General features: G+C 66.1%; 16 protein-coding genes. 6 read left to right on the forward strand and 10 right to left on the reverse strand.

Annotated features, from left to right (window positions below; genetic code table 11):
* Window positions 1–133 precede the first annotated feature (133 nt).
* The gene (locus AC3ANW_RS21410; protein WP_488342841.1) at window positions 134–1,042 is read left to right on the forward strand and encodes a LysR family transcriptional regulator; all 909 of its coding nucleotides are present in this window, start codon (window positions 134–136) and stop codon (window positions 1,040–1,042) included.
* A gap of 186 nt (window positions 1,043–1,228) precedes the next feature.
* Here AC3ANW_RS21410 and AC3ANW_RS21415 read toward each other — a convergent pair whose 3' ends face one another.
* Complete coding sequence (locus AC3ANW_RS21415; RefSeq protein WP_488342842.1) at window positions 1,229–2,389, reverse strand: metallophosphoesterase; 1,161 nt, start codon at window positions 2,387–2,389, stop codon at window positions 1,229–1,231.
* Between the two features lie 175 nt (window positions 2,390–2,564).
* On the opposite strand from AC3ANW_RS21415, the gene AC3ANW_RS21420 reads away from it, so the two are divergent.
* The 4 genes from AC3ANW_RS21420 (at window position 2,565) to AC3ANW_RS21435 (ending at window position 8,431) form a co-directional block, all read left to right on the forward strand.
* Complete coding sequence (locus AC3ANW_RS21420) at window positions 2,565–3,995, forward strand: MFS transporter (RefSeq protein WP_488342843.1); 1,431 nt, start codon at window positions 2,565–2,567, stop codon at window positions 3,993–3,995.
* A 113-nt stretch (window positions 3,996–4,108) separates the two neighbouring features.
* Complete coding sequence (locus AC3ANW_RS21425) at window positions 4,109–5,389, forward strand: HlyD family secretion protein (RefSeq protein ID WP_488342844.1); 1,281 nt, start codon at window positions 4,109–4,111, stop codon at window positions 5,387–5,389.
* Window positions 5,386–6,945, forward strand: coding sequence for an MDR family MFS transporter (locus AC3ANW_RS21430; protein WP_488342845.1), 1,560 nt, complete (start codon window positions 5,386–5,388; stop codon window positions 6,943–6,945). The genes AC3ANW_RS21425 and AC3ANW_RS21430 overlap by 4 nt, the downstream gene beginning before the upstream one ends.
* A 1-nt stretch (window position 6,946) precedes the next feature.
* Window positions 6,947–8,431 carry an efflux transporter outer membrane subunit gene (locus AC3ANW_RS21435; protein ID WP_488342846.1) on the forward strand — a complete coding sequence of 495 codons (1,485 nt, stop codon included), beginning with the start codon at window positions 6,947–6,949 and terminating at the stop codon, window positions 8,429–8,431.
* A 113-nt stretch (window positions 8,432–8,544) separates the two neighbouring features.
* Here AC3ANW_RS21435 and AC3ANW_RS21440 read toward each other — a convergent pair whose 3' ends face one another.
* Genes AC3ANW_RS21440 through AC3ANW_RS21480 form a run of 9 tightly spaced genes read right to left on the reverse strand, consistent with a single transcriptional unit; the run spans window position 8,545 to window position 18,542 of the window.
* Entirely contained in the window at window positions 8,545–9,324 is a 780-nt protein-coding gene (locus tag AC3ANW_RS21440) for a class II aldolase/adducin family protein (protein WP_488342847.1), read from the reverse strand.
* A 36-nt stretch (window positions 9,325–9,360) separates the two neighbouring features.
* Complete coding sequence (locus tag AC3ANW_RS21445) at window positions 9,361–9,993, reverse strand: FMN-binding negative transcriptional regulator (protein WP_488342848.1); 633 nt, start codon at window positions 9,991–9,993, stop codon at window positions 9,361–9,363.
* 7 nt (window positions 9,994–10,000) lie between these two features.
* The gene (locus AC3ANW_RS21450; protein ID WP_488342849.1) at window positions 10,001–11,005 is read right to left on the reverse strand and encodes an alpha/beta hydrolase fold domain-containing protein; all 1,005 of its coding nucleotides are present in this window, start codon (window positions 11,003–11,005) and stop codon (window positions 10,001–10,003) included.
* 38 nt (window positions 11,006–11,043) lie between these two features.
* Entirely contained in the window at window positions 11,044–11,979 is a 936-nt protein-coding gene (locus AC3ANW_RS21455; RefSeq protein WP_488342850.1) for a 2-hydroxyacid dehydrogenase, read from the reverse strand.
* Complete coding sequence (locus AC3ANW_RS21460) at window positions 11,976–13,634, reverse strand: dipeptide ABC transporter ATP-binding protein (protein ID WP_488342851.1); 1,659 nt, start codon at window positions 13,632–13,634, stop codon at window positions 11,976–11,978. Before AC3ANW_RS21460 ends, AC3ANW_RS21455 begins: the two co-directional genes overlap by 4 nt.
* Before the next feature lie 4 nt (window positions 13,635–13,638).
* Window positions 13,639–14,502, reverse strand: a complete 864-nt coding sequence (locus tag AC3ANW_RS21465; RefSeq protein ID WP_488342852.1) for an ABC transporter permease — start codon at window positions 14,500–14,502, stop codon at window positions 13,639–13,641.
* A gap of 17 nt (window positions 14,503–14,519) precedes the next feature.
* A complete protein-coding gene (locus AC3ANW_RS21470; RefSeq protein ID WP_488342853.1) occupies window positions 14,520–15,461 on the reverse strand; it encodes an ABC transporter permease in 942 nt (313 codons plus the stop codon).
* A gap of 20 nt (window positions 15,462–15,481) precedes the next feature.
* Window positions 15,482–17,047, reverse strand: coding sequence for an ABC transporter substrate-binding protein (locus AC3ANW_RS21475; RefSeq protein WP_488342854.1), 1,566 nt, complete (start codon window positions 17,045–17,047; stop codon window positions 15,482–15,484).
* A 28-nt stretch (window positions 17,048–17,075) separates the two neighbouring features.
* Window positions 17,076–18,542: an amidase gene (locus AC3ANW_RS21480; RefSeq protein ID WP_488342855.1), complete on the reverse strand. Its 1,467-nt coding sequence runs from the start codon at window positions 18,540–18,542 to the stop codon at window positions 17,076–17,078.
* A gap of 211 nt (window positions 18,543–18,753) precedes the next feature.
* Here AC3ANW_RS21480 and AC3ANW_RS21485 point away from each other — a divergent pair, with 211 nt between their 5' ends.
* Window positions 18,754–20,976, forward strand: coding sequence for a heavy metal translocating P-type ATPase (locus AC3ANW_RS21485; protein WP_488342856.1), 2,223 nt, complete (start codon window positions 18,754–18,756; stop codon window positions 20,974–20,976).
* Window positions 20,977–21,131 lie beyond the last annotated feature (155 nt).

Below are 21,131 nucleotides of genomic sequence, written 5' to 3' on the forward strand. Positions count from 1 at the left end.
GGGGAAAAGTCTCCTGTTGCAGACATCTTTTGCCGATCGGCCCACAGGCGTAAACCGATCTTTGGCGAAGTCGCCATCGCACTCGGCGATGGCGGGGAATCGGGGCACATCAGGCGGTGCTCTAATCCGCGACATGCGCATCGACCCTGTTTCGCTCCGACTGTTCGTGGCGGTGATGGAAGAAGGCACCATCGCCGCTGCCGCCCAACGTGAACACATCGCGCCAGCGGCGGTCAGCCGGCGGATTTCGGAGCTCGAATCAAGCCTGGGTACCGCGCTTTTCGAACGCAGCAACAAGGGAACGCTGGCGACGCCGGCCGCACATGTGCTGCTGGGCCTGGCGCGCGACGTGCTTCACGGGCTCGACGACCTAAGCGAACAGATGGCCGGTTTCGCCAGTGGAGTGCGTGGCCATGTGCGGGTGTCGGCCAACATCTCGGCCATCACCCAGTTCCTGCCGCAACACCTGCGGAGTTTCATGGCGCTGGCACCTGCGGTTCAGGTGCATCTGCAGGAACGCATCTCCACCCAGGTGGCGCGGGCGGTGGCCGACAGCACGGCCGACATCGGCATCCTCAACGCAGGTCATTACGGTGAAGGTGAAACGCTGGTGCAGTTGCCGTATCGGCAGGACGAACTGGTGGTGGTGGTGCCGCGCGGCCACGCGCTGGCACGGCGCCGGGCGGTGTCTTACCGCGAGGCACTGGCTTTCGATTTCGTCGGGCTGCATCCCGGCAGCGCCATCAACGATCTGCTGCACCGCCGTGCTGCCGAAACCGGCCTGCCCCTGCGACTGCGCATGCAGGTCACCAGCTATGACGCCCTGTGCCTGATGGTCGATGCCGGCCTGGGCATCGGTGTGTTGCCGCGCGGCAGTGCGCGCTTGTATCTGCCGGCGCTGAAGGTGCGGGCCGTCACCCTGCAGGAATCCTGGGCGCTGCGGCAACTGGTGCTGGCGGTGCGTTCGCTGGAAGCGTTGTCGCCTGCAGCACGGATGCTGGTGGGCCACCTGCAGTCTCAGGACTCCGCACGAAGCCTGTGAACAACCGGCCCGAGCGGCTGGACCTTTAGCGCGACCGACAGTTGGCGGGCTACCGCACGACACGTTTCCGGCAGCCCTGGCGCAGGCCATCGAAGCACTGAACCCCGTTTTTTCCGACGACGAAGGTGCTGGCCGAATGCCTGCAGGAACACGTGTTGTCGACCACCTGCCGGATGGAGGCGCGTTTCAGCCAGCCTTCACCAGGCGCAAAAGTGTGATCTCCGACGGCGCGCCCAGGCGTTTCGGCGGCCCCCAGTAACCGGTGCCGCGGCTGACATAGACCCACATGCGGCCGAGTTTGTGAAGACCGGCGACATAGGGCTGCTGGAATCGCACGAAATGATTCCAAGGCCAGAACTGCCCGCCGTGGGTATGGCCCGACAACTGCAGGTCGAAACCCACCGGCTCGGCCGCGCCGGCACTGCGTGGCTGGTGCGCCAGCAGCACGCGGGCGGCGGCATCGGTCGGACTGCCCGCCATGGCACGCACGGCATCGCTCTGATGGCGCACGTCGAAATGGCCCGCGCCGTAGTCAGACACACCCGCCAGCACCAGCGGTGCGCCGCCGGCATCGCGGCTGGCGATGGTGACGTGGCTGTTCAGCAGCACCTCGATGCCGATGCGGCGCAACTCGGCGATCCAGGCATCGGCGCCCGCGTAGTACTCGTGGTTGCCGGTGACAAAAAAGCTGCCGTGCCGGCTTTTCAGAGAAGCCAGCGGCGCGACATGTTTCTGCAGGGCCGGCACGCTGCCATCCACCAGGTCGCCGGTGATGGCCACCAAGTCGGCGTTCAGGGCGTTGACCCGGTCGACCAGCGCCTGCACATAAGGCCCGCGGATGGTCGGGCCGACATGCACATCCGACAGCTGCGCGATGGTGAAACCCTCGAAGGCCGGCGGCAGGCCGGCGATGGGCACGTCGATCCGCTTCACCTGTGCGGTGCGGCGCGCGTTGAAGGCCCCGAACAGCGTGCCGGCCATCGCCGCCAGCGGAATCAGCCGGGCCGACCAGAGCCGGAAGGTTTCCAGGACTTCCTGCGATCCGCTCATCACGAAACTGACCGCGGTGCCCACCGCCAGCACCATGTCACGCAGGAAGGTCAGCACCATCAGGGACGAAAACAGGCCCATCGCGACCAGGCCGCCGACCTTCAGCCAGGTGCCGACCTTGCCGCCTCGTGCCCAGAGGGGTGCCCGCAACGACAGCGGCAGCAACAGCGCGGAGATCACCAGCCAGACGGTCAGCAATCCGCTGGCCAGCGGCGTCGTATGCGCCAGTGCCGGCAGCAGCCGCCAGCCCACGTAAAGGTGGACCAGCAACGAAAGAAGAGGCAGGGGCAAACGCATGGAGGGCAATCGGAAGTGAGGTGGACGCAGCCGCAGACGGGGCGGAAGCCTGCCCGGCATGTACGTACATCCGGTCGGGTTTCAAGGCGATGCGGTGCAGCCGCAGCAGCAGCGGCCGACAATCGCGGATTCCGGGAGGGCATCGGGGCCTCCCTCATAGAGACAAACAAGAAACATGCCGCCATCCGCAAACGCAACCACCGTCCCGGTCAACGGTCTTCCCGACGGCCTCCCCCTTCACGAGCGCCGCAAGGCCATGCTGGTCATGGTGCTCGGCATCATGCTGGCGGTGCTGGACGGCACCATCGTCAACCTGGCACTGCCGGCCATCGCCCGCGACCTGAACGCTTCCGCCGCTCATGCGGTCTGGGTGGTCAACGCGTACCAGGTCGCCTTGCTGGCCCTGCTGCTGCCCTGCGCCACGCTGGGGGATTTGATCGGCTACAAGAAGGTCTACCTGACGGGACTGACGGTGTTCACCGCCGCATCGCTGGTGTGCGCGACCTCCGGTTCGCTTCTCACGCTGGCGCTGGCGCGCGGCTTGCAGGGATTGGGCGCAGCCGGGCTGATGGGTGTCAACGCGGCCCTGGTGCGGCGCATCTATCCGCGTTCGATGCTGGGGCGCGGCGTGGCGCTCAATTCGGTGGTGGTGGCAACCGCCTCGGTGGCCGGTCCCACGGTGGCGGCCGCCATCCTGTCGGTGGCCAACTGGCCCTGGCTGTTCGCCCTCAACCTGCCGCTCGGCATCCTCGTGATCACCCTGGGTCTGCGGTCGCTGCCCGAAAACGCCGGTCCGCCAACCGTGGGCGCACGCCTGTCGGGACTGGATGTCGGGCTCAACGCCGCGATGTTCGCGCTGGTGGTGATGGGCGCCGATGCATTGGGTGTCGGTGTCGGCGGCGACCGCGGCAAACTGCTCAACGGCGCCTTGCTGCTGGCCGCGGGCCTGGCGGTAGGAGTCTTCTACGTGTTGCGCCAGCGTCGGCAAGCGGTGCCGCTGCTGCCGGTCGACCTGCTGCGGATCCCGATTTTCCGGCTTTCGATGTGCAGTTCGGTCTGTGCCTTCTCGGCGCAGATGCTGGCCTTCGTCTCGCTGCCCTTCCTGATCCTCGACGGCTTAGGCCGCAGCGCCGGCCAGACCGGCCTGCTGATGAGCTGCTGGCCGCTGGCGACGGTGGTCGCCGCACCGCTGGCCGGCCGCCTGATCGGCAGGGTGTCCGACGGCCTGCTGGGCGGCATCGGCATGGCCTGCATGGCGCTCGGGCTGGCGGCGCTGACATTGCTGCCGGTCCATCCTCAGAGCATCGATATCGCGTGGCGACTGGCCATGTGCGGATTCGGTTTCGGCTTGTTCCAGTCACCCAACAACCACACCATAGTGACCTCGGCGCCGCAGCACCGGTCCGGCGGCGCCAGCGGCATGCTGGGCACTGCACGGCTCACCGGGCAGACGATGGGTGTGGTGCTGCTGGCCGGGGTCTTCAGCCTTTTCGATGCGCACAACGGCCACGGCCCGACGGTCGGGCTCGTGATGGCCGCCGGTTTTGCGGCGGTCGCGGCGGTGTTCAGCTCGATGCGGTTGCGGCATGCCGGCGCGGAGCATTAACCGCCCGGATACGCACGAAGCGGGCGTCCTACATCGGATGTCGGAAAGACGGCGACAGACAGGCAGCGAGCTCTCCGGCATCTTCTGCGGCTTCCCCGTTAAAGGCCATCGACATGCCCGAGCAGGACGCTCCCCCAGCCGAATCCAACCACGACAAGAACGGCAGACAGGCGAAGCAGGAAGACGGTAAACAAGAGGACGGCAAGGACGAGGACAAGAAGGAAAAAAAGCCTTCGCCCCTCAAGAATCCCAAGGTCCGCATCGGGCTGGTCGTCGCCGGCCTGGTTGTCCTGGTTGCAGGCGCCATCTGGTTCGTGCATTACTGGCGCCACGGCCGGTTCGTGCAGAAGACCAACGACGCCTACCTGCAGGCCGACCAGGTGGCCATTTCGTCCAAGGTGCCGGGTTACGTCGAAGAGGTCTATGTCACCGACAACCAGACGGTCGCGGTCGGCGATCCGCTGGTCCGTATCGATGCACGCGACACCCGTGCACGCGCCGAGCAGGCCAAGGCGCAGGTCGATCAGGGACTGGCGTCGATTGCACAGGTCGATGCGCAACTGGCGCAGCAGCAGTCGCAGGTGGCACTGGCCGATGCCCAGCTGCAGGGTTCCATCCAGACGCTGAAACACTCGCAGGAAGAAGTCGATCGCTACACGCCGCTGGTGGCGCAGGGCGCCCACACCGTCGAACAGCTCGACCGGCTGCGCGAGACCCGCGACCAGGCCGCATCGCAGGTCGCGGCCGGCAGGGCCCAGCGTGAAAACGCGGTGCGCCAGGCTGGAACGCTCCGGGCCCAGCAGGCGGTGGCTGCAGCACAGGTCGAACAGGCACGAGCGCAGTTGCGGCAAACCGAGGCAGACCTGGGTTCCACCGTGGTCCGCAGCAGCATCGCCGGACGGGTGGGTGACCGCACCGTGCGGGTCGGCCAGTACGTGCAATCGGCCACCCGGCTGATGTCGCTGGTGCCCATCGACCAGCTCTACCTGGTGGCGAACTTCAAGGAAACCCAGATCGGCCTGATGCGTATCGGCCAGCCTGCGGACATCCACATCGATGCCCTGCCCGACTCGGTGCTGCACGGCGAGGTCGAAAGTTTTTCACCCGGCACCGGTGCGCAGTTCGCCCTGCTGCCGCCGCAGAACGCGACCGGCAATTTCACCAAGGTGGTCCAGCGGGTGCCGGTGCGCATCCGGGTCGATTCGGGTGCCGAGGCCCGGCGGGTGCTGCTGGCCGGCCTGTCCGCCACCGTCGAGGTCGACACCCTGGGCGCCAGGGACCAGCGCGAACGGGCGGAGAGCGAATCGGACAACACCGACGACCGCCGCAAGGAAGTGAAAAAACAGGAGGTCGAGCGCGACCGGCAAGCCATACGGCCGGGGCCCGGCAAGTGAGTGGAGAGAAAGCCGACAGCGGCGCCTGGCTGGCGGTCGCCGCCGGCACCATCGGCTCCTTCATGGCGCTGCTGGACGTCTCCATCGTCAATGCATCGCTGCCGACCATCCAGGGCGAGATCGGCGCCACCGGCACCGAAGGCACCTGGATCTCGACCGCCTACCTGGTGTCCGAGATCGTGATGATCGCGCTGGCCGGATGGTTCCAGCGCATGCTCGGCCTGCGGCGATTCCTGTTGATCGCGACCATCCTGTTCATCGGTTTCTCGATGGTCTGCGGCCTGTCGACCAGCCTGGCGCAGATGGTCGTCGGTCGGGTCGGACAGGGTTTCACCGGCGGCGCGATGATCCCCACCGCCATGACCATCGTCAGCACCCGCCTGCCGCCGAAACAGCAGCCGGTGGGCGTGGCGCTTTTCGGCATCACGGCGGTGCTGGGTCCGGTGATCGGACCGCTGCTCGGCGGCTGGCTGACCGAGAACATCAGCTGGCACTACGCGTTCTTCCTGAACCTGCCGGTGAGCATCTTGCTGATCGCCCTGCTGGCCATCGGCCTGCCGGCGCAGAAGGGGCGGCCGGAACTGCTGGCCAATGCCGACTGGTGGGGCATATTCGGCCTGGCGATGGGCCTGGGCTGCCTGACGGTGGTGCTGGAAGAGGGCCAGCGCGAACGCTGGTTCGAGTCGCAATTCATCATCCGGCTGACCGTGGTGTCGATCATCGGATTCGTGCTGCTGGCCATCGGCCAGTTCACCGCCGAAGCCCACAGACGAGAGCCGGTGGTGTACCTGCGCATCCTGCGCGACCGCAGTTTCGGCATGGTGTTTGTCATCAGCCTGGTGGTCGGCGGCGCGTTGTACGGACTGCTTTATCTGATCCCGCAATTTTTGGCCAACGTGTCCGGCTACAACTCGCTGCAAGCCGGATATGTGGTGCTGCTCAGCGGCATCCCGGCGGTCTGCATGATGCCGCTGTTTCCCTGGCTGGCACGCACGGTGGACATCCGGTTCCTGATCGCCCTGGGTCTGTTGTGTTTTGCCGGCAGCTGTTTCATGAACGCCCACCTGACCGATGTCACGGTGGGCGAGGACTTCATCTGGCCGCAGATATTGCGAGGTTTCGGCCAGTACTTCTGCATGCTGTTCCTGAACCAGGCGGCGACCAGTTCGGTCGGCAAAGAATTCGCCGAAGACGCGGCCGGGCTTTTCAACGGCGCCCGCAACCTGGGGGGATCTTTCGGCCTTGCGGTGGTATCCACGCTGCAGGAACGTCGCACCACCCTGCATGTTCAGCAGGTCGGCGAATCGGTCACCGCCAATTCGCCACGCGGGCAGGACTATGTGCAGGGACTCGCCGGCCAGCTGGGTTTCGGTGATCCGGCCACCGGCATGTTGCGGGCCATCGGCACGCTCGGCCGCGAGGTGGAAAGGCAGGCCACGGTGATGGCGTATTCCGATCTGTTCTGGGTCTTCGGCATGGTGCTGTTGTGCACCATTCCGCTGGTCCTGTTTTTGAAGCCCCTGCCCAAGGGGCAGACCTCCAAGCCGGCAGCCTGACATGACGCATAAATCCATTTTGTTGCTCGGCCTCGCCTGCTCTGCCCTGGCCGGTTGCACGCTCGGACCCGATTACCGTGGTGCGCCCGATGCCGCTCCGAAGTCGGTGGCTGCGGGGGCGTTTCATCGTGCCGATGCGGCGCTGGAAATACCGGCGCCGCCGCCGTCGCGCTGGTGGGAATCGCTGGACGATGCGGAACTGACCCGGCTGATCGAAAAGGCTTTTGCGAACAGTCCCGACCTGCAGGCGGCCGAGGCGCGCATTCGCCAATCGCGGGCCTTGCTGGTGCAGCGCCGGGCGGCAGGTTTGCCCGGGGCCACGGCGACCGGCGCTGCCATCAAGGCATCGGTGCCGGCGAACAGTGCCCTTTCGGCGCTGGGCGGGTCTTCTTCTTCGTCTTCGTCTTCGTCGTCTTCGCAGACGTCGTCAGGCGGCCACCAGACCATCGACTTCTACACGGCAGGATTCGACGCCATGTGGGAGATCGACCTGTTCGGCGGTGTGCGCCGCGGAGTGGAAGGCGCCGCCGCGCAGGCCGATGCGGCCATCGCCCGATACCAGGATGCGCAGGTCCAGCTGGCGGCCGAAGTGGGGCAGGCCTATGCCGGTTTGCGGGGTTTCCAGCGGCAGTTGGAGATCGGCCGGACCAGCACCGGACTGCAGCGCCGCATGCTCGCGCTGACCGAGGCCCGGCGGGCCGGTGGCACGGCCGACGAACTGGATGTCGAGCGGGTGCGGGCGCAGATCACGCAGACCCAGGCCAACCTGGTGCCCTTGTCCGGCCGCATCGAAGAAGCGATGGATCAGCTGGCGTTGCTGACCGGGCAGGAGCCGGGGGCGCTCGACGCCGAGTTGTCTGCCGTTGCGCCTTTCCCCAAGGTGCCTGCGACGGTTGCCGTGGGCGACCCTGCCGGCCTGTTGCGGCGGCGGCCGGATGTGCGGGCAGCCGAGCGGTCGCTGGTGGCTGGCAACGCTGCCGTCGGGCAGGCGATAGCGGCGCGGTTTCCGCGGGTGACGCTTTTCGGAAATGTCGGGTTTTCTTCTGGCAGTGCCTCGGATTTGTTCCACCACGACAAACTTGCGGTCCTGGGCGGGCCGATTTTGCAGTGGAATTTTCTGGACTTTGGAGGTAATCGGGCGAAAGTCCGGCAGGCCGAAGCTTCATTCGATGAGGCCGAGGCGCGTTATCGGCAGGCTGTGTTGGCTGCGTTGCAGGACGCGGAGTCGGGGGTTTCCCGTTTTCGTTCTCGGCGGGAGACGTTGGAGCAATTGGCTGCTTCGCGGGATTCGGCTACGCGGTCCGCTGCGTTGGCCCAGCTGCGTTATCGGGGAGGGACCGCCAGCTTGCTCGACGCCCTGGATGCCGAGCGGCAGCGGTTGCAGGCCGAGGACGGCTTGACTCAAGGGGCTGCTGCTTTGATGACCCAGTACGTGGCGCTGCAGAAGAGTCTGGGTCTGGGTTGGGGGGAAGTTTCTGTGCGGTGATTTTTTGGGATTATCTTTGCTTCGTTCCGGTGGTTCTTTCCACTACTCGGTAGGGGTGGAATACGGAAAAACAGAACGAAGCAGAGATCACGGAGCGGAGATAAAAGAAAAACTCAAAGCATCCGGACAGCCGCGTTCCAGACCCGCTCGCAATAAAGCAGTGAAGTAGGCCGATCCCACTGCGCAGCAGTCCTCTCACAGACTTCAACGGACGGGCGAATCAACCGACCGCCTCCCGCCAGAGCACGGGTCTGAATCTGGCAAGCCCGCTCCAGAAAGTAAATATTGACGAAAGCCTCGGCGATCGTGCGGCCACCCGCCAGCAGCCCGTGGCTTCGCAGAATCATCGCCCGATGCGACCCGAGATTGGCCACCAGACGTTCCCGCTCTTCAAGATCCAGCGCGATGCCTTCGTATTCGTGATAACCGAGCCGGCCATAAAACCGCAGCGCATGCTGGTTCAAGGGCAACAACCCATCTTCCTGGCAAGCCACCGCGATACCGTCGGCCGTGTGCGTATGCACCACGCAAGCCAGGTCATGCCGGGCCATATGCACGGCCGAATGGATGGTGAACCCGGCAGCATTCACCCGGTTCTGGTCTTCGTCGCCCGGATCGACCGGCCGCCCGTCGAAATCGATCTTCACCAGATCCTCGGGCCGCATCTCGTTGAACAGAACGCCATAACGGTTGATGAGGAAATGATCGGCAGTACCGGGCACCCTAACGCTGATGTGCGTATCGATGATGTCCGTCATGCGAAACGCGGCGATCAGCCGGTACAAGGTCGCCAGATCGCGGCGCACCTCGGCTTCGGTCTTCACCGGCAGAGCCACGGGAGCCGGCGCATGCGGCGAAAGTTCAAGCGGCGCGGGGATATCGGCCAGGTTCATGGGGTGTCCTCGAAGACGTGAAAAAACAAAGAAGAATCAGCTTGCCAGGTCGGGATGTTCGCGCATCAGGCCGGCGACCGCCAAGCCCGATGTTTCGGCGAGCGCCTCGAGCGCGGCGATGACACTGCGCCGGTCGTCTACCGACTTGTCCTGGTTCAGCTTGAATTTTCCCTCCAGTCCGGCCACCGGAATACGCAGGGCCACGATCGCCCGCAACCGTGATGCGGTCAATTCGGCCGGCATGTCCGGGAACCTCCAGCTGCCGCCCAGCGGCGTGTCGTAAAACGCGACCGTGCGGTCCAGCACGGCCCGCACGCCGGCCGTGTCTTCGACCAGTTCGGGTCGGCCACGCGCATGGATGGCGGTGTAGTTCCAGGTCGGGAAGGTCAGCTGGTTGGTGTACCAGCTGGGCGAAATGAACGCATGCGGTCCCTGGAAGACGACCAGCGCCTGCGCGCCGGCCTGGATGTCCTTCAGCTGCGCGTTGGCTCGGGCGAAATGAGTGGTCAGCACCGCTTCGCCGGCATCGTCCACATCCAGCAAGAAGGGCAGATGCGTGGCATTGCAGACGCCCTGCACCGACGTCACCAGGGTGGCGAAACTCCAGGCGCGCATGCTGTCGAACAGCACCTGCCGGTCGGCTTCGACATAGGCCTTGGGTGTGTACATGGCGGTCTCAGATTCCGGCCTGCCGCTGCAGCCAGCGGGCGGTGTCGTCGAAGGCCACGCCGGCCACGTCGGCAATGGAAACTGCCTCCAGAAAACTATGGGCCGTGCCCTTGTAGACCTTGGCCTGAACCGCGACGCCGGCCTCCCTGAACTTGCGTTCCAGCTCGATGCTGTCGTCGTGTAGCGGGTCGCATTCGGTAATCACCATCCAGGCCGGCGGCAGGCCGCGCAGGTCGGCCCGCAGGATGTCCACACGCGGGTCGAAGAAGTCCTGGCCGCGAGCGATATGCATGCCGCGGAACCAGATCATCATGTGCAGCGACAGGCCGTAGTCGCCCGCGCCGTAACGCACCACCGAATTGCGGAACAGGTTGCTGCCGAAGCCGCCGTAGTTCAGCACCACACCCTTGATGAGCGTGGCCTGACCTTCGTCGCGCAGGGTCAGGCAGGTGCCCATCGACAGGTTGGCGCCGGCCGAGTCGCCGCCGATGAAAAGCTGGCCCGCATCGATGTCGAGCAGCTCTGCCTGCGCGGCCGTCCAGCGCAACACGTCGACGCATTCCTCCAGCGGTTGCGGAAACCTGGCGTCGGGCGCGCGGGTGTATTCGATGCCGATCACCACGATACCGGTCCGGTCCGCATATTCACGCATCAGGCGGTCGTGGGTGTTGATGCTGAACAGCACAAAACCGCCGCCGTGGATGTAGACGAACGCGCCGGGCAGCTTGCGTTCCTGCGGGTAGTGAACCCGCACCAGGATGTCGCCATGGCGGGTGGGCACCTGGTGCTCGACGGTGTCGGCCATGTCCGGGCCGCCCAGGGCCCAGGGAGCGCGCACTTTTTCGGCGATCTCGCGACCGGCCTCGATGGAGAGGGTGTCGCGGCGCGGGTACTTCGATGCGTCGGCCGCCATGAGGCGCAGAAAGTCGGCGATCTGCGGATCGAGCGGTGCCGGTGCGCCGGTCGGGATGGTGAAGGCGGGGTCTTCGGGGAGCATGTCGATGTGGGCCATGTGGAACCTTCTGAACGCTGTTATCGGGATGGTTTTGTTCAATAGCCGCGTGCCGTATCGACGGCATTACGCAGGGGCCGGTACGAATGGAGGCGGCGAATGTTTTCCGCCACCTGCTGCACGATGACGGCCGGCGCGGCCATGGTGGCCATGTGGGGCGTGACGAGCACGCCGGGCATGTGCCACAGCGGGTTGTCGGCAGGTAGCGGTTCCTGTGCGAAGACATCGAGAACCGCGCCGCGCAGTTGCCCGGTGGCCAGTGCGTCGGCCAGGTCGGCTTCGAGGAGGTGTTCGCCGCGGCCACAACCGATGATGGCCGCGCCCTTCGGCAAGGCGTCGAAAGTGGCTTTGCCCAGGATGCCGCGTGTGGCGTCGGTCAGCGGCAGCAGGTTGACCAGCACATCGCTCCGGCCGAGGAAGGTGTCGAAAGTTTCCGCTCCCGCGTAAGTGGTGATGCCGGGCAGTTCGCGCGCACTGCGGGCCCAGCCGCCGACCGGATAACCGAAGCCGCTCAGCGCGGTCGCCACCTTGCTGCCGAGTTCACCCAGACCCATCACGCCGACACGGAAGTCGGCAGCGCGTTTGAGCGGCGGGCGTTTCCAGACATGGTCCTTTTGCTGGGTCATGGCGCGGTCGAGGTTGCGGTGGAAATACAGCACGGCCCACATCACGTACTCCACCATGCCCTGCGCCAGGTCCGGGTCGACCACACGGCACACCGGAAGGCCTCGCAGTTCCTGTCCTGCGACCACGTTGTCGACACCGGCAGCGATGCTGTGGACGAGTTTCAGTTTCGGCATCTGCCCATACAGGCCGGGCGTGGTGTTCCAGCACACGGCGACCTCGGCCTGCAGGCAGCGCGGGTCGGGCCAGACGGAGACTTCGGAGCCCGGCAAGGCGGTTTCCAGCAGCGGTGCGAAGTAGCCGAGATTGGCGGTTTCGGACAGCAGCGCGATGTGGGTTTGAAAGCTCACGCGGTCTCCCGTTCGACCGGCGCACCGGCCAGCCGGCCCTGCCCCGGAATGGCCGCCAGCAACTCGCGGGTGTAGGCATGTTGCGGACGCTCGAACACCTGGCGCGCGGCGCCGATCTCGACCACCTCGCCGCGCTGCATCACCGCGATTCGGTGGCACAGGCGGGCGGCCACGCGCAGGTCGTGGGTGATGAAAACGATGCTCAGTCCGAGCCTTGCACGCACGTCCTCGAACAGGTCGAGGATCTGCGCCTGCACCGACACGTCGAGGGCAGAGACGGCTTCGTCGGCCACCAGGATTTCGGGTTCCATCATCAGCGCGCGGGCGATGGAAATGCGCTGGCGCTGGCCGCCGGAAAACTCATGCGGGAAACGTTGCAGAGCGCTTTCGGGGATGGACACCAGCGCCAGCATTTCCTTCATGCGGCGTTTCACCACATCCGGCGGCGCGCCGAAATTCAGCGGCCCTTCGGCCAGTGATCGTTCGATGGTGGCGCGCGGGTTGAAGGAGCGGAAAGGGTCCTGGAACACCATCTGCACCCGTTTGCAATTGCCCCGCCATTGGCTTGCAGACATCGACGCGATGTCGGCGCCATCGAGCAATATCCTGCCGGACGTCGGCTGCACGATGCGGGCCAGGCAACGGCCGAGCGTGGTCTTTCCGGAGCCCGATTCACCGACCACACCCAGCGTCTCGCCGTGTGCCAGTTGCAGCGATACACCGGCCAGTGCGTTGACCACCCGGCGGCGCGACTTGAATATGGCGCCGGTCTCGAAACGCATGGTCAGCTGCTTGACCTCCAGCACCGGTTTCGAAGCCGGTTGCGTCGGCAGTGCTTCGGCCCGGAAATCGCCACGCGGCACTGCGGCCAGCAGCTTTCTTGTGTATTCGTGCTGCGGGTTCTTCAGCACTTCTTTCGCCGTGCCGCTCTCCACGATGCGGCCCGACTGCATGACGATCACGCGGTCGGCGATCTCGTCCACCACGTCGAAGTCGTGGGTGATGAACAGCACGCCGTTGTCGTGTTTGCCGCGCAGTTCGCCCAGCAGCCGCAGCACCTGCGCCTGCGATGTCACGTCGAGTGCGGTGGTGGGTTCGTCGGCAATGATCAGGCCGGGTTCCATGGCGAGCGCCATGGCGATCATCACCCGCTGGCGTTGTCCGCCGGACAGCTGGTGCGGATAGGCGTGGCGCAGGGTTGCGGGCGACGGCAGGCGCACGTCGGCCAGCAGCGCCAGCACCTTCCGCTCGACCGCTTCCCGGCCCAGGTCGGCCTGGTGGAACTGGTAGATCTCGGCGATCTGGTCGCCGACCTTCATCAGCGGATTCAGGGCCGTCATCGGCTCCTGGAAGATCATCGCCATGCGGTTGCCGCGCAGCTTCTGAAGTTCGTTCAACCGTGCGTGGGCGATGTCCTGGCCGGCCAGCAGGATCTGGCCGGACTCGAGGGTCAGGACACCCTTGGGCAGCAGTCCCATGACGGCGGCCGCGGTAACCGATTTGCCGGAGCCGGATTCGCCGACGATGCAGACGATTTCGCGCCGGCCGACGGTGAGGGTGATGTCTTCGCAGGCGTAGCGGCGGTCGCCCTGGCCGGGCAGCCGCACCTTGAGGTCGCGGATCTCCAGCACGGGTGCGGTAGTGGTGGTTGTCATGGGTTCAACCCCTGGTCTTGCGGGCCAGCCGCGGATCGAGGCGGTCGCGCAGGGCGTCGCCGAACATGTTCACCGCCAGGATCAGCAGCGCCAGGAAGATGCCGGGGTACAGCACGATCCACGGGGCACGCTGGAAGTACGGCCGGCCCTCGGCAATGATGCTGCCCAGGCTCGGAATCTCGGGCGGGAAACCCAGGCCCAGGAAACCGAGCACCGCTTCGGTCAGGATGGCTGCGGCGCAGACGAAGGTGGCCTGCACCACCAGAGGATTGATGGTGCTGGGAACGATATGGAACCACAGCACCTTGTGCATCGGCGTGCCCATGCCGAGCGAGGCCTCCACATAGGGCTCTTCTCGCACCGACAGCACCACGCTGCGCACCAGCCGGGCGATGCGGGGAATCTCCGGAATGGCGATGGCCGACACCATGGTCACGATGTTGGCGCCGCCCAGCGCCACCATGGCCACGGCCAGCAGCAGTCCGGGGATGGCCATGATGCCGTCCATCAGCCGCATGACGACCGCGTCGAGCCTGCGGAAGTAACCTGCGGCCAGGCCGATCACCAGGCCGATGGCGACCGAGATGATGCTGACCAGCGCGGCCAGGGTGATGGACAGGCGGCCGCCGTAGAGCACACGCGCGAACAGGTCGCGGCCGAGCGAATCGGTGCCCAGCCAGTAGGTTTCGCTGGAAGGCTTTAGGCGTGATCGCGGCACCAGCGATGCGGGATCGTGCTGGACGATCCAGGGTGCGCAGGCCGAGGCCGCCACCAGCAGCACCAGCAGCATGAAGGAGCCGAGCATCACCGGGTCGCGCAGCACGGCGAGGGCCATGCGGCGCAGGGTCTGGAATCTGGGTTTGGGCATGTTGTGTTCTCCCGGGATCAGTAGCGGATGCGCGGGTCGAGCAGCACGTACGCCATGTCGATCACCAGGTTGATGAAGACATAGATGAACGAGAAGAAGAGGATGGTTCCCTGTACCACCGGATAGTCGCGGGCCAGCACCGAATCGACGATCAGCCGGCCCACGCCGGAGATGTTGAAGATGGTTTCGGTGACCACCACGCCGCTGATCAGCGTGGTGATGGCGACACCGATGATGGTGACGATGGGCACCGCCGCATTGCGCAGCGCATGGCGGAAAAGCACGTACTTCTCGGTGACGCCCTTGGCCCGCGCGGTGCGCACGAAGTCCTCGCCCAGGATGTCGAGCATGCTGGCGCGGGTGATACGCGTGATGAGCGCCACGAACACCGTGGCCAGCGTGATGGTGGGCAGCACCAGGTGGCTGGCGTATTCGCCCAGGCCGTCGGCCAGCGGTGAATAACCCTGCACCGGCAGCCAGCCGAGCTGCACCGAGAACACCAGGATCAGCAGGTAACCGATGACGAATGCCGGCACCGAGAACGCCAGCACCGCGCCGGCCATGATGCCGCGGTCGATGGGTTTTTTATGCCGCCATGCCGACAGCACACCCAGCGGCACGGCCGTCAATATGGTGAGTGCGATGGCCGAGAAAGCCAGCGACATGGTGGGTCCCAGCCGGGCCGATATGAGCTGGGTGACGGGCTGTTTGGACAACACCGAATGGCCCAGGTCGCCACGCACTAGCGCACCCATCCAGCGCAGGTATTGCACCGGCAGCGACTGGTCGAGTCCCATGTCGGCGCGGATGGCGGCGATGGCCTCTTCGCTGGCCATGTCTCCCGCGATGACACGGGCCGGATCGCCCGGTGCCAGCCGCAGCAGCAGAAACACCACCGTGGCGACGATGAGCATGATGGGAATGGCCGCGAGCAGGCGCCGGAGGATCAAGCCGAACATGGGTCAGACCTCGGTTGTTTTTACTTCTTGCCGCCGGCCCAGAACAGGGGCAGCGGTGCGTCGACCATGGCGGCGAACTTGCCGTCGTAGCCCTTGAACTTGGAGTAGCCGCCCAGCGGCACGAAGAACACCTGTTCGTAGCTCAGCTTCTGGATGGCGGCGGCCAGGATCTTCTTTTTGGTGGGGTCGGATTCCTCGGCGAACTGGTCGCGCAGGGCTTCCATGCTGTCGTTCCTGCTCCAGCCCACGTAACCGGTGTCGCCCCGGCCGTCGAGGTTGGGATTGATGACCGGGCTGATCAGGTCCAGGCTGCTGAAGCTCGAATGGAAGATGCTCCAGCCGCTCTTGTCGACCGGGTCTTTCTTGGTGCGGCGCGCCAGCAGCGTGGTCCAGTCCATCGACTGGATGTCGACGTTCATGCCGATGCTGCGCAGTGCCTGGGCGGTGACCGACGCGAAGCTGTTCAGGATGGGCAGGTCGGTGGGATGCAGCACGACGACCCTGGTGCCGTCGTAGCCGCTTTCCTTCAGCGCGGCCTTGGCTTTCGCCAGGTCGGGCGCCTTGGTCTGGGTGGCGCCGTCTTCGGTGGCGTAACCCGAGATGCAGGTCAGCACTGCGCCGCACACCTGGTAGAGCCTGGCGTCGCCGATCTGGGCTTCCAGGTAGTCCACCTGGTTGAGCGCCAGCAGCGCGGCGCGCCGCACCTTGACGTTGTTGAAAGGCGGCTGTGCCCAGTTCATGCGCAGGGTGAAGGCATTGCTGTTCTTGCCGTAGGCCTTGATGGCCACCCCCTTCACGCCTTCGAGTTGCGGCATGAGGTCGGGCGGCACGTCTTCGACGAAGTCGATCTCGCCTGTGCGCAGCGCGTTGATGGCGGTCTGGCTGTCGGGGATGTTGACCAGTTCGATGCGGTCGGCCAGTGCCACCTTGCCGCCGGCGAATCCGCTGGCGGGTTCCTTGCGCGGCTGGTAGTCGGCGTACTTGAGATAGGTCGCCTTGACGCCGGGCTGGAAGTCTGCGGCCACGAAGCGGTAGGGGCCGGAGCCGATCACTTCGGTGATGGCGGTCGATGCCGGTGTGGAAGCGATGCGTTTCGGCATGATGAAAGGCACCGGCGAGCCCTGCTTGGCCAGCGCTTCGATCAGCAGGCCGAAAGGCTTCTTGAGGTGAATCGCGAAGCTGTCCGGCGCGCTGCTGTCCATCTTCTCGGTGACGCCCAGCAGCCGGGTGCCCATGGGGTCGCGCTGGCCCCAGCGTTGCAGCGATGCGATGACGTCTTCACCGGTGACCGGGCTGCCGTCGTGGAACCTGAGTCCCTTGCGCAGCACGAAGCTGTAGATCAATTTGTCTGGCGATACCTTCCAGCTTTCGACCATCTCGGGCTGGGGAGTGGCCGATGCATCCATGGCGAACAACGTGTCGTACACCAGGTAGCCGTGGTTGCGGGTGATGTAGGCGTTGGTCAGCACCGGGTCCAGCACCCGCAGCGGTGCGTGCAGCACGATGCGGGCGGTGCCCTGGGCAGCGGCGAACATCGGCAGGACGAAGGCGGCGGCGCAGGCCAGTGAGGCGATCAGTCTTTTCATGTCGGGTCCTTTCGGTGAATCGGAAACTTCAGACAGAAACGGAAGCGGAGACGGAAGCGAAATCCGGAATGCGGTGGGCCCACGGCGCAGCGCGTTCCAACTGGGCGGACAGCGCCAGCAGCAGGTCTTCCTCGCCGAAGCGGCCGATCAGCTGGCTGCAGACCGGCAGGTCGTCGGCGGTCCATGACAGCGGCAGGCTGGCGGCGGGCTGGCCCGATGCGTTGATGACGGCGAGGAAGGTGGCGTAGCGCGAAACCCGGGCACGAAAGTCCCAGAAACCGCAGGCGTCGAGCGCCAGGTAGCCCTGTCTGGCCGGCAGCTGGGTGAGCGTCGGCGTGAGGATCACGTCGCAATCCAGCGCCGTCATGGTGGCGGCGAAGGCGCGGCCGATGGCATGGAACCGATTGATCGAATCGACGTACTGGCCGGCGCTCAGCGTCTTGCCGATGGCGTAGCCGTCGAGCAGAACGGGCTCCAGGTCCTCGGCCGTGGGTGCGCGGCCGGAAACGGCCAGCTTGGCGTCCACCGCCAGCGTGATGTTGGTGGCCAGCACCCGGCCATGGGCGCGCACGAAACCTTCGTAATCGATGGCCGGCAATGCAGCGTCGATGACGGTGTGGCCGAGCGCGCGGCACAGTTCTGCCGTGTGTTCGGCGGCGGCCAGGCATTCGGGGGCGATGGCGATGCCGTTCCAGGCTTCGCGCAGGACGGCAATGCGCAGCGGGCGCACGGCCTGTTCCTGCACGGCGGCCAGGAACGGGCGCGGTTGCGGCGGCGCGGCGTAGGGCGAGCCGGCGTCGTAGCCGGCGATGCCGTCCATGGCGGCAGCGGAGTCGCGCACGCTGATGCTCAGCACGCCGTCCGATGCCATGCCGCCCCAGCCTTCGCCGCGCGACGGCCCCATCGGCACCCGGCCGCGTGAGGGCTTCAGGCCGTAGACACCGCAGCAGGCGGCAGGGATGCGGATCGAACCACCGCCGTCGCTGCCGTGTGCGACCGGCACCAGGCGCGCGGCGACCGCGGATGCCGCGCCGCCGCTGGAGCCGCCAACCGACCGGCTGGCGTCCCACGGGTTGATCGTCAGGCCCTGGTTGCGCACCGCTTCCGTAGACGGCCCCATGCAGAGTTCCGACACGGTGGTGCGCGCAAAGGGGATCAGGCCGGAGTCCTCGAAACGCCGTGCGACCGTGGCGTCGAAGTCATAACGGGTGTCATTGAAGAGGCGCGATCCGATGCTCGACGGGAAACGCCTGGCGGCAAGACCCGAGTCCTTCAGCAGGAACGGAATGCCTCGGAAAATGCCGCGGGCCGACCAGTCGTCGGCAATCGCCTGGCTTTGTTCGTACTGCTCGTAGGTCAGGCAATTGAGTTGCGGTGCGCGCTGTCTGGCGGTGTCTATGGCGACCTGCATCAGTTCGCCGGAGCTGACCTCGCCTTTTTCCAGCAGCCCGGCGAGTGCCAGTCCGTCGAGCTTTTCGTATTCGTTGATCTGCATCCCGGTTCCTGTTCCAGTTTTGTTTAGGTATTGCAATTAAATACCTAGGTATCTTGATGAGATAGGATGCAATTCGAGTGCCAGCTTTGGCATCGGGATTTGCACCAAGAACAGGCAAAAAACCGGCAGTCGCCGCAAGACATGAAAAGTTCTGGTGCGAACCAGAGCAGCGGTTGACCCTGCCACCGTGTGAGGGTCTAGTCTTGAAGGTATGAACCCGAACCCCTCCCCGACTTCCCCGACCTTCCAGGCCGTTCCCGTGGATGTCTCGATCGGCGGCATGACCTGCGCGTCGTGTGTGGCACGCGTCGAAAAAGCGCTGATGGCGGTGCCCGGCGTTGCGGAGGCCAGCGTCAATCTGGCGACCGAGACGGCGCGCATCCGCATGGCCGCCGATGCGCCGGCCGATGTCGACTGGCGCTCTCGCCTGAGCCGGGCGGTGCGCGATGCGGGTTACGAACCGCGTACCGAGCAACAGGCAGCCGAGGCCGCTGCCGTGTCGCCCTGGACGGGGCTGATGCCGGTGCTGGCCGGCGCTGTCGTCAGCGTGGTGCTGATGACGCCGATGCTGCTGGGCTGGCTGGGCCTGGTCGGGCACGACGCCATGCTGCCGCCGTGGCTGCAACTGTTGCTGGCTGCGCCGGTGCAGTTCGGGCTGGGCGGCCGGTTCTATCGTGCGGGTTGGGCCGCGGTGCGGGCGCGGGCCGGCAACATGGACCTGCTGGTGGCACTGGGCACGTCGGCCGCCTTCGGCCTGTCGCTCTGGTTGTGGTGGCGGGCGCCGGCCGGTGTCATGCCGCACCTGTATTTCGAGGCTTCGGCAACCGTCATCACCCTGGTGCTGCTGGGCAAGTGGCTGGAAGGACGGGCCAAACGCCGCACCACCAGCGCCATACGCGCGCTGCATGCGCTGCGGCCCGATACCGCGAGGGTGCTGCGCCGTCGCAAGGAGGTCGAAATGCCGGTGGCCGAACTGCTGGTCGGCGACAACGTGGTGCTGCGGCCCGGCGAGCGGTTTCCGGCGGATGGCCGGGTCACCGAAGGCCGTTCGCAGGCCGATGAATCGATGCTGACCGGCGAACCCCTGCCGGTCGACAAGTCGGTCGGCGACAGCGTGACTGGCGGTTCGGTCAATGGCGACGGCCGCCTGCTGGTGATGGTGACGGCCATCGGCGCTGAAACGGTGCTGGCGCGTGTGGTGCGTCTGGTGGAAGACGCGCAGGCGGCGAAGGCTCCCATCCAGCGCACGGTCGACCGGGTGTCGGAAGTCTTCGTGCCGGTGGTGCTGCTCATCGCGGCGCTGACCCTCGCCGGCTGGTGGCTGGCGGGCGCGGGTGTCGAGGCGGCGCTGGTGCATGCGGTGTCGGTGCTGGTGATCGCTTGCCCGTGCGCGCTGGGGCTGGCCACGCCGGCCGGGCTGATGACCGGCACCGGCGTGGCCGCCCGCCACGGCATCCTGGTGCGTGATGCCGCTGCGCTGGAACAGGCGCGGCGCATCGCTACCGTGGCCTTCGACAAGACCGGCACGCTGACGGCGGGCCGGCCGCGTCTGCTGGGTTTCGAGGTCGCCGAAGGACGGCCGGACGAATGGCTGGGCATCGCCGCAGCCTTGCAATCGGGTAGCGAACATCCGCTGGCGCGTGCCGTGCTGTCGGCGGCTATCGAGCGCGGAGTGTCGCCGCCGCAAGCCACCGACCTGCGCGCCGAACCCGGGCGTGGCCTGCGGGCGATGGTCGGCGAACGGACCTTCGTTCTGGGCAGCGAACGCTGGATGTCGGAACTCGGCGTGCCACCGATGGAGGCCGACCGCAGCGGCGAACGCGCCGGCGCCACGATGTCGGTGCTGGCCGAACAGGTGGGCGCCGTCACGCTGGCGCACGCCCTGTTCTTCTTTGGCGATACCGCCCGCCCGGGCGCTGCCGAGGCGGTGGCCCGCCTGCGCAGCCGGGGTCTGCAGATCGCCCTGCTGTCGGGCGATAACCCGGCAGCGGCGCTGGCCATGGCGGCCACACTGGGCATTCGTCCTGACGAAGTGCAGGCCGGCCTGCTGCCGGCCGGCAAGGTGTCGGCATTGCAGGCGTTACGCAGCGCAGGCCCGGTGGCGATGGTGGGTGACGGCATCAACGACGCACCGGCCCTGGCAGCGGCCGACCTGGGTATCGCCATGGCCGGCGGCACCGACGTGGCGCTGCAGGCGGCGGGCATCACGCTGATGCGGGGCGACCCAGCGCTGGTGGCCGCTGCGCTGGATATCGCGCGGCGTACCGGCGCCAAGATCCGGCAGAACCTGTTCTGGGCCTTTGTGTACAACCTCGCCGGCATTCCGCTGGCGGCGCTCGGTTATCTGAGCCCGGTGGTGGCCGGCGCGGCCATGGCGCTGAGTTCGGTCAGTGTGATGGCCAATGCGCTGTTGCTGCGGCGCTGGCGACCGTGACGGCGGTGCCGCCGGGTGTGGGTCTTTGATATCCACACCCGGTGATCGATAGTCAAAAGATTGGATCCAGATGTCACATTGTTGGCAAAATGTGCAATTACTTACATATAAGCCCGACCGTCTGAGCGTTGGCGGCTGGGTCTCTGGGGATTAGC

It is taken from the genome of Xylophilus sp. PBN-3R (assembly GCF_057747805.1).